The following is an 11,972-nucleotide window of genomic DNA, read 5'->3' on the forward strand; positions in this document are numbered from 1 at the left end:
CGGAAATTATGAGATTTTTAAGAATGGATTAGAGAATGATGATGTTTTAAAGAAATATAATGATGTACGTTTGGTTATTGCGACAAAAAAAATAAAATTAAATGAATCTGATAGGGTTCTTGCTGCAGAGCATGATCCAAAAGTATACATTTGGAATGAGCAATTCTTTGATTACTATAAAGATTTAAAAAAGAAAATATTAATGTATTTAATAAAACGCCAATAAAGCGCGTTTATCAAAAAGATGATAAAGTGGTTGTTGAAGCCGATTCCAATTCATTTGAAAGCGATAAAATACTAATTGCAACAGGCAGAAAGCCCAACCTTGAAGAGTTAAAACTAGACATTGCAGGAATAAAATACAATAAAAAAGGCATAGTTGTGGATAAAGCTTTAAGAACGAATATAAAACATATATATGCAATTGGGGATTGCAATGGTATTTCTAATTTTTCGCATTCTGCGATGCATCAAGGCATGATTGCTCTAATTAATGCAATAAATCCATTACCATTTAAAATTCATTATGATAGGTATTTTGTGCCATGGTCTGTATTTACATCACCAGAAATAGCTAGCGTGGGTTTAACGCAAGAAGAAGCATTAAAAAAAGGTCTTGAGGTTGTCATTATAAAAAAAGATTACGCAAGTTATGGCAGGGCTATTGTAGATGGGGCAACAGAAGGCTTTATAAAAGTTATAGCCAACAAAAAAGGCAGAATTTTTGGTGCTACAATAGTAGGTGAAAACGCAAGCGAGATAATACACGAGTGGGTTTTGGCTATGCAATTTAAATTATCTATGTTTGATATTTTAATGACGCAGCACTCTTTTCCTACAATATCTATGTTGAATAAAATGGTTAGCGAAGATTGGATGATGGGTAAACTTCAACAAAGCAAAATAATAAAAAAAATTGCAGTTAAACTTTTTAGAGTGTAGTTTGTTTAGGTTTTAGATATTGGCAATTTTATAATTGCTTTAAATATATCTTTTGTTGTAGTAATGTCAATGTCGCCATTTAAAATACTGAGCGTTTTATAAACTAAATAAAGTCCAAGGCCCTTACCAAAGTGAAGTGTTTGTGAGCTAGCTTCAATTTCAGTTTCATATGTATTTTCAACTTTGATATGCAGATAGTTGCCAACAATGTGTGATTCGATTTGAAGGATACCGCCTTCAATATTGTATTTAATAGCATTGTCAATTAAATTTCTCAATAAAATATAGAATATATTCTGGTATGTATTAATTTTTACATCTTCAATATTAAGTTTAGGTTTTATGTTTTTAGAAGAAAGAGCGAAGCTTAATTCCTGTAAAATTGTATTTATGATGGTTTTTATATATATTTCGGACTCACCTTGTTTTTTTGTAACATCAAATTTTTTTATTTCCAGTATACCATTTAGTATATTTTTTATACGATCAATACTATTTTTAATACGCTCATCTTCGCTAATTAAGCTAATATATGCGAGTGGAGTAAGAACTTCATGGGCTACTGTGTCTAAAAATTCTTCAGTAGTTTTATATAAAGATAAAAGTGGTGTAGACCACTTTTGTGATAGGACATAACTGATTCTATGATAAAGCGCTACAATAAACAAAGATATTATTAATGCAATACCAAAAAAATAAGCAATATTTTTATAAATATCATTAAGCGAATATGCTGCAATAATTTGAATATGTCCAAGCGTGGCATCTTCAAAACCTGTTTTTCTAAAAGCAAGACCAGCAAATTGAAAATTTTTTTCTTTTGATTGTGTAATTTTTTCAATTAAATCTTTATTTATACTTACATTTGAACTCATTACTTTATTTTTATTGTCAATTATCAAATAAAAAATATCTTGAGGTTTGCTTTGATATATACCTGTTGTTTTAATTGAAAGCTCAATATTTTCAATTACCCTTTTTGCTAAATTTTCTCTGGTTTTTTGAAGGTCTAAGTATCTTTGATAAGACAAAATACAATCAAAAAAAACAAGCATTATGAAAACTAGCAATGTATGCAAAAGTATAATATTGTTAATGAATTTTTGTATGTATTTATTCATTCATCTATTTTATAGCCATATCCTTTGATGGTCTTAATTAAATCTTTGTCTGAAAGTTTTTTTCTAAGGCTATATATATGCGATTTGAGTGTTTCTATACTGCCATCTTCATTCCATATATAATCTATTAAGTTATCTGTTTTTACAACCTTATTTTTGTTGCGCACTAAATACTCAAGTAACATAAATTCTTTTTGGGTTAGATTTTCTATAGGCTTTGAATCCACATAAACCACGTGTTTTTGTGTGTCAATCTCTATATTTTTAACTTTTAGTATACCTTTTGGCATGTTCCTATTTGCAATAGCTTTTATTCGAGCAAGCAATTCTTCTTTGTAGAAAGGTTTTGTAATATAGTCGTCTATTTGAGCCTCAAAACCTTCTAATTTATCACTCAATGAGCTCTTTACGGTTAAAAAAATAGCTGGTGTAGATATAGTTTTTCTTAATTCTTTTAGAGTATATATGGAATCTTTATTTTTAATAGCTCTATCCATTATAAATAAATCATAAGTACGCGTTTTTGCAAATAAAGAAAAGTCGTCTAATTCAGTTATCCATTCTGTTTCAAAGCCATTTTGTTCAAGCAACTCTTTTAACGCTTTTCCAAGCGTTTTGTCATCTTCCAAAAGTAGGATTTTCATGTTTTTTTGCTTTTTGTATGTTTGATAAGCTTTTCATCATCAATATTGCACTCACTGATCTGTAATAGCAAGCTTCAAACTGATTTTGCGAGAGGCTTTCTTGAGCCTGAGATATATTTTGATCAACCAGATTTAATTGATTTTTATATTCTGGATTGCTGGCAAACTTAGTAACCAGTGGGCTTTTTCTCATTTCTTTGGCCGTGTGTAAGTAAGAAATACACATAGATTTATATGATGGCTCTACTTTTTTGAAATCTTTGCCAAAAACATTTGAAACAAATAATAGACTAAATAAAACTACAAAAAACTTTTTTGACCACATTGATTAACTTTTAATCCTACAATGTAAATTTAAGGTAAAATTTGTTTAAGTATATCTATTTGTTTGTTTTTGATGCTAATTATACCTTCATTTATAAGTTGTTTTTCAATTCTTGAGAATGTTTCTTTACTCATACCAAGAAGCAAAGCAAGCTCCTGTTTTGGTATATCAAGTACAACCGTATTTGATTTTTGTGTTTTTTTCAGGTAGTTTAGATAATTTATGAATTTTTCTTTTGCATTTTGTGTAGATAAACGCTCAATTATGTCGACAAGATAATTAATTCTTTGTGTAAACATAAGTATTATATTTAGTGATAACTCAGGGTGCAATTTTAAAATTGAAATGAGTTTGTCTTTATCAATACCTACCATTGTTGAATTAACAAGCATTTGTGCATTTACAGGGTATGTATCTTGCGTAAGCAAAATTTCAGCAAAAAATTCATTATTTCCAATAAAACGTATAACACATTCGTTGCCTTTTTCATCCAATCTATATAATTTAATTTTGCCATCAATGAGATAATAAATTATAGAACCTTTTTGACCCTGCCTAAATAGTATTTCACCTTTATATTTTTTTATAATAGAACATGTTTGTTCAAACAGATTTAATATTTGTGGATCATTTATTCCTAAAAATGATTTAAGTATTTGTTGTATTATTTTTTTATCCTTTTCTTTTTCGTACATGCTATGATAGAATAACTAATAGTTGCTTTTATGTCAACAGGTTATTGCTAAGATTGAACTTGCAAATACTAAAGCTTAGATTTATAATTAAAAAAGATGCTATAGGAAATTATTTTATCAAGGGGTATTTATGGAACAAAAGACTATTGGTTATTCCAGACAATATATTGATCAAAACGATATAAATGCAGTTGTTGAAGTTTTAAAAAGCGACTTTTTGACAACAGGTCCAAAAGTAGGCGAGTTTGAAGAAGCAATAAAAAAATATTTGAATGTAAAGCACGCAGTGTGCGTATCAAGCGGTACAGCTGGTTTACATATAGCAGCATTAAGTTTGCTTAATAAAGGTGATAAGGTTCTTACAACTCCAAACTCATTTTTAGCTACCTCAAATGCAATAGTTTACGCAGGCGCTATTCCCGTTTTTGTAGATATAGATTCTCATGCCAATATTGATCTAAACTTATGTGAAGATATATTAAAAAAAGACAATTCTATAAAGGCAATTTTTGCTGTGGATTTTGCCGGGAACATGGTTGATCCAAAAGGGTTAATGTATTTGAAAGAAAAATATGGTGTAAAAATATTAGAAGATTGTGCCCACTCGCTTGGTGCAACCTGGGAAAACTACAAAGCAGGTGATTGTAAATTTTGTGATGTTGCAACTTTATCCTTTCATCCAGTGAAAAGCATAACAAGTGCTGAAGGCGGTTGTATTGCAACCAACAATGATTCTATTGCAAAAAAAGCTCTAATGCTTAGAAACCATGGTATTGTAAGAGACAGGAATGAGTTTATTTATAAAGATGATGATAATCCTTTGTATTTTGAAATGCAGGATCTGGGTTTTAATTACAGGCTTAGCGATGTTCACAGCGCCCTTGGTTTGTCTCAACTAAAAAAAATAGATTTTTTTTTAGAAACCAGGAGAAAGCTTGCAAAAATCTACGATGAAGCTTTTATAAATACACCAATAAAACCATTGCATACAAATGCTGAAAGCTCTTATCATCTTTACGTTGTAAGAGTTAATTTTAAAACTCTAGGCAAAAATAGATCCTATATAATGAAATCACTAAAATCAAAAGGTATCTCTCTTCAAACGCATTATATGCCTATAAATGCTCAGCCATTCTACAAAAATATGGGCTATAATCCTCATTCTACGCCTAAAGCGCTTGAATACTATAGTCAGTGTTTATCGATTCCTTTGTTTGTAGGATTAACCACACAGGATCAAGAATTTGTTATTGATGCTTTGAAATCCGAAATTTTATCTTAGAATAATGTAGATTTTTCGATTAACACCTGATTTACGGCAACACGACCTTTTGGTGTCTTTTTTATATACCCGCATTGTAACAGGTATGGTTCTACAACTTCTTCAATTGTTTTTTTATCTTCACCTAAACTTGATGCAAGTGTTTCTATGCCTACAGGTCCTCCATTAAATACATTATTTATAATATCCAGATATTTTTTGTCCAGATAATCCAGACCGTTTTCATCAATATTTATAATTTCCAGCGCTTCCTGGGTTATATTTTTTGTAATTTTATCAATTTGTTTTACTTGTGCCAAATCTCTTACACGTCTTAAAATTTTATTTGCTATACGGGGCGTTGAGCGTGAGCGCTGAGCAATAATTTGTGCACTTTCATCATCAATTTTTATATTGAGAACAAAGCTTGAACGTTTAATAATGCTTACAAGTTCATCTAAACTGTAATAATCAAGCCTTAACACAAGCCCAAACCTATCTCTTAGCGGGTTTGTGAGCATTCCTATGCGTGTTGTAGCGCCAACGAAAGTAAATTTTGGAAGATCCAATCGAAGTGTTTTAGCACCAGGCCCCTGTCCGACGACAATATCTAATTTAAAATCTTCAAGGGCTGAATAAAGCATTTCTTCAATATTACGGTTAAGCCTGTGTATTTCATCCACAAAAAGCACATCTTTATCATCTAAACTTGTTAATATTGCAGCAATATCTCCGACTTTTTCTATAGAAGGACCGCTTATTGTTATTATATTTGAACCCATTTCTTTGGCTATTATATGTGCAAGCGTGGTTTTTCCTATGCCAGGAGGCCCATAGAGCAAACAATGCTCTATGGGTTCGTTGCGTTTTTTTGCTGCGGCTATTGCAAGTGATAAATTTTCAACTACATGTTTTTGACCAATGTAATCATTTAGCCTTTCTGGCCTTATAGACACATTAACTTCACTGTTTGCTTGAAAGCGTTTCATGTATGGATTTAGCTGCTTTTTTACCGGCACCAACAGCTAAAATAACTGTAGCTGCACCAGTTACTATATCACCGCCTGCCCAAACTTTTGGATGTGTAGTTTTACCGTTTTCATCAGCAACAAAATAGCCCCATTTATTTGTTTCAACACCTGTTGCGCTTCTTGCTACAATAGGATTTGCACTTTGACCAATTGCAACAATAACTGTATCTGCATCTATCACAAAATTTGAACCTTTAATTTCTTTTGGTCTTCTTCTACCTGATTCGTCTGGTTCGCCTAGCTCCATTCTAACACATTCTATGCCTACTACATTTCCATATTCATCACCCAATACTTTAACTGGGTTTGTTAACATTTCGAATTTTATACCTTCTTCTTCTGCATGTTCAATTTCTTCTGCTCGTGCTGGCATTTCTTTTCTGCTTCTTCTATAAACAATTATAGCTTCTTTTGCACCAAGTCTTTTGGCTGTTCTAACTGCATCCATAGCAACATTGCCACCACCAACCACAACTGCGCGTTCACCTACCCTTATCGGCGTTGCATAATTTGGAAATTCATATGCTTTCATTAGATTTGATCTTGTTAAAAACTCACTTGCAGAATAAACACCGTTTAAGTTTTCGCCGGGAATATTTAAAAACGACGGTGCTCCGGCGCCATTTGCCAAAAATACTGCATCGTATTCTTCTATTAATTCGTCAACTGATTTGGTTAAACCAATTACATAATTTAGGTTTATTTCTACGCCCAGTTCTTTTATTTGGTCTACTTCATAATCCACTATGGCTTTGGGTAACCTGAATTCAGGTATACCATACACAAGCACACCACCAGCTTTATGAAGTGCTTCATATATTGTAACATCATAGCCCAACTTTGCAAGGTCTGATGCGCATGCAAGACCAGCTGGGCCTGAGCCTACTATAGCTACTTTTTTATTAAGCTTTACAGAAGCTTTTTTAGCATCAGAATAATCGAGCTGTCTAGCCCAATCTGCTACATAACGCTCAAGTCTACCGATAGCAATAGGCTTGCCTTTTTTGTTCATTATGCATGCACCTTCGCATTGTTCTTCTTGTGGGCAAACCCTGCCACATACTGCTGGTAAAGCATTTGTTTTTTTAATTTCTAAAAATGCACCCTTTATATCTTCTTCTATTATTTTTTCAATAAACTCTGGTATTCTAACATCTGCAGGACATCCTGCTACACAGTATGGTGGTTTGCACTGCAAACATCTTTGAGCTTCCTCAATAGCTTCTTCTAAAGAATAGCCTAAAGGTACTTCAAGAAAATTATGTATTCTTTCTTCTGGTTCTTGAGCCCTCATTGGAACTCTATTTTTTTTAAGCTTTTCGGCGGGTTTTAGTTTTTCAGCCATTTGAAGCTTGCCTCCTTATTTTTTCTTCTAATAACATTAAAGCCTCCCTTTCTTGGTCGCAGTACTGCTTTTGTCTTAAAATCATTTCATCAAAGTTAACCAAACTACCTCTAAATTCAGGACCATCCACGCAAGCAAATTTTGTTTTTCCGCCTACGCTTACCCTGCATGCACCACACATGCCAGTGCCATCTACCATAATGGAGTTTAGTGAAACCCATATTTGCTTATTATGTTCATTTGCGACACGCGTGCACATTTTCATCATTATTGGTGGTCCAATTGCCCATATATCTTTTATGGCTTCAGATTCTTTTTTTAATATATCGTCCATAATGTTTGTTACAAAGCCTTTTTGGCCGTATGTGCCATCATCTGTAGCAATATGAAGTTCATTTGATGCTTCTTTCATCTTATCTTCCATTATGATCAGATCCTTTGTGAGTGCTCCTATAATAGATACCACGTAATTACCAAGTTCTTTTAGTTTTTTTGCAATTGGGTGTATTGGTGCTATACCTATCCCGCCACCAATAATTAATACTTTACCACCAAAATTTTCTACCTCAGATGGTATACCCAAAGGACCAACGAAAGCATATAAACTATCACCTTCGTTCATTAAAGAAAGCTCTAATGTGCTTGCTCCAACAACCTGATAAACAATTTGAACCCAGCCTTCTGTGGCGTTTGAATCTGCAATTGTTAAAGGGATTCTTTCGCCTTTTTGATTTGTAATCAGTATTATAAACTGACCAGGCTGGGCTGCTTTTGCAACAAATGGAGCTTCTATCCAGTTGGAATAGATTGTATCGCTCCATTTTTGCTTTTTTAAAATTTTGTACATCAAAAACCCTCCTTTATCTAAAATTTAAAATTTAAACTACCAACAATTGAAGACATATTAAAATCAATAGCACCATTTGTACAACTTTTATCAAATTCTACTATATAATTACTAGACCAATAATTTTTTGGCTTTAAATACAGCCAGGCGTTTAATGGACTATCTTTAGAAACCTTCTCAATTTTTACAGGCTGTATTTTTTCACCATTGCAATCTAAATAAATATTCCAAAACGAGTTTTTACTTGATATATTGCTTGATTCATAATCTGAACTGTATAAATTAACCCAAAAAACCGTGTTTTTTGAGCAGTCATTTACAAACGATTTATATACTTTTTGATTGGATTTTGATATGGTATTGTGTTGTTTTAGATAATTGTAGTATTGGTTGGCTAGCGGTGCATTAAAGTAGGTTACTTTAGCAATAGCAACAGTTTCAAAATCTCTGTAGAGTTTCTTTTCTTGCGTTTGTTTATCTAAATTTTTAGAAAATTCTGTTTCATAACTTCTAAAACCTATCTGTTGTAATTGTGCGCAAGAAGCAATAAATATCAGCACTAACGCAGGAAAAAAAATTTTAATTTTTTTCATCTAATGCCTCCAGGGCTTGTCTGGCTTGAGTATTTTGGGGATTTCTTGAAAGTATTTCTCTGTATAGGTTTTTAGCGTCTTCAATATAGCCTTGTTCTACATATAATTTTGCAATGTTTAACTGATCATCATCTTCTAAATCAATAGTAGGTATTTCTTCAAAATCTATGGTATTTTCTTCTTTTTCCAATAAAGGTTCTTTTGAAGTTTCGTTTGTATTTTCTATATCCACTATTACAATATCACTAATTTCAGTTTTTTCATGTTCATGTAGCTGTTGAGGGGGGGGTTGCTCGACAATTTCTTTCACTTTTTCTATACTTGGCGTATATAAACTGGCAAGAGATAGTAGTTTGGATTTTATTTTAGGAGATGGATTAAGTGTAAGAAGTTTTTCTAAAGTTTGTATTGCTTGCTCAATTTTGCCTTGTTTTTCATATGCATCTGCCAGGAGTTCTAATGCCAGTACATTTGCGTTATTTATCTGCAAAACAGTTTCAAGATAGCTTTCTGCTGCTTCATATTTTTCTTCGTCCATAAGAATTTGTGCAATTTTAATTAAAGCAAGCAGATAATGAGGAAATTTAGATATACCTTCTATGAGTATATCAAATGCTTCTTCTTTGGCACCATTTTCATATAGCAAACATGCCAAAGGATAAAAGAACAAACTATCTTTCTTTGATTTATAATACTTTTCAATTTTTTTGATAAGCCTTTTCATTGTAACTCTCTAATCGTTTCTGTAAGTAAACTATTATTTATGTCGTTTGCAATAATAGCTTCTCCTATCCCTTTTGTCAATATGAATTCTAATATATTGCCTTTTGTTTTTTTGTCATGTTGCATAATATTGATAAGTTTTATTGGTTCTATTTTATCTATTTTTGTTGGGAGGTTGAATTTTTCAAGCAGATTTTTAATTCTATAAAATGTTTTTTCATCAATAAGACCTAATTTATAAGAAAGTTTCGAAGCAAAAACTTCTCCTATTGATACAGCTTGTGGGTGGGTATATTTTTTATACTCAAAAAAAGCTTCGATTGCATGTCCAAGTGTGTGACCGAAGTTTAATATTGCCCTAAGACCTAATTCTTTTTCATCTTTTTGTATAATTATGCTTTTATTTTTTGCACAATCGTAAATAATCTTTGTTATAGTTTTATAATTTCTTTTTAAAATATCATCAATATGAGTTTCTATGAATTCAAAAAGCTGTTTATCCATTATAATGCCATATTTTATAATTTCGGAAAAAGCGTTAAAAAATTCTTCATCACTTAGTGTATCCAAGAATTTTGTATCAATAAATACAGCATTTGGCTGGTAAAAGGTACCAATTAAGTTTTTGCCTTTTGGATGATTGATAGCCGTTTTCCCACCGATTGAGCTATCGGTTTGAGATACAACTGTAGTTGGTACGTGAATAAGCGGCATACCCCGCATAAACGTGCTTGCGGCAAATGAAGCCACATCTCCTACAACACCACCACCAAATGCTAATAAAGGGGTATTCCTATCTGCTTTACTTTCTATTAAAAAATCGTATAAGTCAAATAAAACTTCTTTGTTTTTGCTTTGTTCTCCAGGTTCAAAGCAATATACAAAGTATGAAAAATTGGTTTGTTCAATATAAGACAAAAGAGTTTGCAGGTGTAGCCTGCACACATTTGTATCTGAAATAATAAAAATTTTTCTTACAAAATTTGAATTTTTTAAAAAATTCGTTAAATTATTTAAATCACTATAACTTATATTTATGTTATAGCTTTGAGATGCATTTATGGTTATTATCTGGTTCATTTAGACCCCCATGTAGTGCTTTGCTGTTTTTAGATCGTTTAAAAAAATTTCTATAGCTTTTGGGTTTCTTAATAAGTAGGCAGGATGATAAGTAGGAATTACACTGTATGTTTTTTTGTCAAAAACTAAACCTCGTGTTTGTGTGATTTTTTTATCGTTTCCCAAAATTTGCATTAAGGCAAATCTTCCTAATGTAATGATAACTTTTGGCTTTATTAATTCTATCTGCCTGTCCAAAAATGGTCTACAGGCTTTTAGCTCATAATCAAACGGATCCCTATTGTTTGGTGGTCTGCATTTCAAGCAATTTGCTATATAAACATCCTTTCGCGCAATACCTATTTCTTTTAATAATTCATTTAAAAGTTGTCCTGCTCTTCCTACAAATGGCTTTCCTTGTTCATCTTCCCTTGCACCAGGTGCTTCGCCGATAAACATCAGGCTGGCGTATGGGTTTCCGTCTCCAAAAACATAGCGCTTTTTTGTTTTGTAAAGTTCACAAGCTTTGCAGTTTTCTACAGCTTTTTTTAATTTTTCCAGTTCGACTTCAACGTTTTTTTGTGTTTCATTAATTTTTTTTAACTTAATATTCAGATATTCAACACCTAAATCTTTATAAAAATTTAAAATGTCACCTAATTGATTTTTTTTCATTTACCTTAACAACTCAAGAAGATTGATAATTTCTTTGTTTTTTGTGTAATAGCTAACGCGGTTTGAAATTAAAAAAGCACTTGAATCCATGATTTTTTCTATAATATGCAAACCATTTTCTTTCAAAGTTTGTCCTGTTGAAACAATATCAACAATACAATCCGCGAGTCCAATAACACCTGCGAGTTCGATTGATCCGTAAAGTTTAATAATTTCAATAGCCATACCTTTTTTTGCAAAAAATTCATCCGTTATATTTACAAATTTAGTAGCAACTTTTAGCTGAGTAGGTGTATCTGGGTAATTAGGGCTTTTGCCTGCAACAACGACACTACATTTTCCTATACCTAAATCCATAAGCTCAAATACATCTTTTTTGTTTTCTATAAGCACATCAATGCCAGCAACGCCTAAATCAGCACCATTTCCTTCTACATATGTAGCTACATCTTGAGCTCTTACAATCAAAAACCTAAATGTTCTATCAAAACTTTCAAAAATTAATTTTCTGCTTTTTTCATCGTAATCTATTTGTATACCTTTATTTTTAAAAAGCTCAATTGTTTCATCCATTAAACGGCCTTTTGCAAGAGCAATCGTTAATTGTTTCATTGGGGTAGCCTCTTAATTCGTGCGCCAAGCGCCTGCAATTTTTTATCTAAATGCTCATAGCCTCTATCCAGATGGTAAATGCGAAGCACTTCAGTTGTG

The 11,972-nt window shown here is 32.0% G+C and carries 16 protein-coding genes; 3 read left to right on the plus strand and 13 right to left on the minus strand.

The features are described from left to right. On the plus strand, window positions 1–226 hold a 226-nt coding region (locus Q0C22_RS03705), incomplete at its 5' end, for a hypothetical protein (RefSeq protein WP_291490852.1). Beyond that, window positions 223–942, plus strand: coding sequence for an FAD-dependent oxidoreductase (locus Q0C22_RS03710; protein WP_291491415.1), 720 nt, complete (start codon window positions 223–225; stop codon window positions 940–942). The genes Q0C22_RS03705 and Q0C22_RS03710, both read left to right, overlap by 4 nt. A 5-nt stretch (window positions 943–947) precedes the next feature. On the opposite strand, the gene Q0C22_RS03715 is transcribed toward Q0C22_RS03710, so the two are convergent. The 4 genes from Q0C22_RS03715 to Q0C22_RS03730 are packed head-to-tail and all read right to left on the minus strand — an operon-like array spanning window position 948 to window position 3,727. Next, window positions 948–2,063: a HAMP domain-containing sensor histidine kinase gene (locus Q0C22_RS03715; protein WP_291490862.1), complete on the minus strand. Its 1,116-nt coding sequence runs from the start codon at window positions 2,061–2,063 to the stop codon at window positions 948–950. Beyond that, window positions 2,060–2,707, minus strand: a complete 648-nt coding sequence (locus Q0C22_RS03720) for a response regulator transcription factor (protein WP_291490876.1) — start codon at window positions 2,705–2,707, stop codon at window positions 2,060–2,062. Before Q0C22_RS03720 ends, Q0C22_RS03715 begins: the two co-directional genes overlap by 4 nt. Next, window positions 2,682–3,032: a hypothetical protein gene (locus Q0C22_RS03725; protein ID WP_291490885.1), complete on the minus strand. Its 351-nt coding sequence runs from the start codon at window positions 3,030–3,032 to the stop codon at window positions 2,682–2,684. Before Q0C22_RS03725 ends, Q0C22_RS03720 begins: the two co-directional genes overlap by 26 nt. A gap of 29 nt (window positions 3,033–3,061) precedes the next feature. Continuing rightward, window positions 3,062–3,727, minus strand: coding sequence for a Crp/Fnr family transcriptional regulator (locus tag Q0C22_RS03730; protein ID WP_291490894.1), 666 nt, complete (start codon window positions 3,725–3,727; stop codon window positions 3,062–3,064). 130 nt (window positions 3,728–3,857) lie between these two features. Here Q0C22_RS03730 and pseC point away from each other — a divergent pair, with 130 nt between their 5' ends. Continuing rightward, window positions 3,858–5,009, plus strand: coding sequence for a UDP-4-amino-4,6-dideoxy-N-acetyl-beta-L-altrosamine transaminase (pseC, locus tag Q0C22_RS03735; protein WP_291490902.1), 1,152 nt, complete (start codon window positions 3,858–3,860; stop codon window positions 5,007–5,009). Here the strand turns inward: pseC and ruvB are convergent. The 9 genes from ruvB to Q0C22_RS03780 form a co-directional block, all read right to left on the minus strand. Continuing rightward, window positions 5,006–5,977 (minus strand): Holliday junction branch migration DNA helicase RuvB, encoded by a 972-nt coding sequence (gene ruvB, locus Q0C22_RS03740; RefSeq protein ID WP_291490926.1) that lies wholly within the window; start codon window positions 5,975–5,977, stop codon window positions 5,006–5,008. The two genes, pseC and ruvB, sit on opposite strands and share 4 nt — an antisense overlap. Then, window positions 5,952–7,364: an NADPH-dependent glutamate synthase gene (gene gltA / locus Q0C22_RS03745; RefSeq protein ID WP_291490935.1), complete on the minus strand. Its 1,413-nt coding sequence runs from the start codon at window positions 7,362–7,364 to the stop codon at window positions 5,952–5,954. The genes ruvB and gltA overlap by 26 nt, the downstream gene beginning before the upstream one ends. Beyond that, window positions 7,357–8,211 (minus strand): sulfide/dihydroorotate dehydrogenase-like FAD/NAD-binding protein, encoded by an 855-nt coding sequence (locus Q0C22_RS03750; protein ID WP_291490943.1) that lies wholly within the window; start codon window positions 8,209–8,211, stop codon window positions 7,357–7,359. Before Q0C22_RS03750 ends, gltA begins: the two co-directional genes overlap by 8 nt. A gap of 17 nt (window positions 8,212–8,228) precedes the next feature. Further along, window positions 8,229–8,804, minus strand: a complete 576-nt coding sequence (locus tag Q0C22_RS03755; protein ID WP_291490950.1) for a hypothetical protein — start codon at window positions 8,802–8,804, stop codon at window positions 8,229–8,231. Further along, the gene (locus Q0C22_RS03760) at window positions 8,791–9,528 is read right to left on the minus strand and encodes a tetratricopeptide repeat protein (RefSeq protein WP_291490975.1); all 738 of its coding nucleotides are present in this window, start codon (window positions 9,526–9,528) and stop codon (window positions 8,791–8,793) included. The genes Q0C22_RS03755 and Q0C22_RS03760 overlap by 14 nt, the downstream gene beginning before the upstream one ends. Then, window positions 9,525–10,607, minus strand: coding sequence for a 3-dehydroquinate synthase (gene aroB, locus Q0C22_RS03765; protein ID WP_291490984.1), 1,083 nt, complete (start codon window positions 10,605–10,607; stop codon window positions 9,525–9,527). The genes Q0C22_RS03760 and aroB overlap by 4 nt, the downstream gene beginning before the upstream one ends. Continuing rightward, entirely contained in the window at window positions 10,608–11,261 is a 654-nt protein-coding gene (locus tag Q0C22_RS03770; protein ID WP_291491001.1) for a uracil-DNA glycosylase, read from the minus strand. Further along, window positions 11,262–11,873 (minus strand): ATP phosphoribosyltransferase, encoded by a 612-nt coding sequence (hisG, locus tag Q0C22_RS03775; protein ID WP_291491010.1) that lies wholly within the window; start codon window positions 11,871–11,873, stop codon window positions 11,262–11,264. After that, a partial coding sequence (locus Q0C22_RS03780; RefSeq protein WP_291491423.1) for a hypothetical protein occupies window positions 11,870–11,972 on the minus strand: 103 nt, incomplete at its 5' end. The genes hisG and Q0C22_RS03780, both read right to left, overlap by 4 nt.

This window comes from Desulfurella sp., assembly GCF_023256235.1.
Taxonomy (GTDB): Bacteria; Campylobacterota_A; Desulfurellia; order Desulfurellales; family Desulfurellaceae; genus Desulfurella.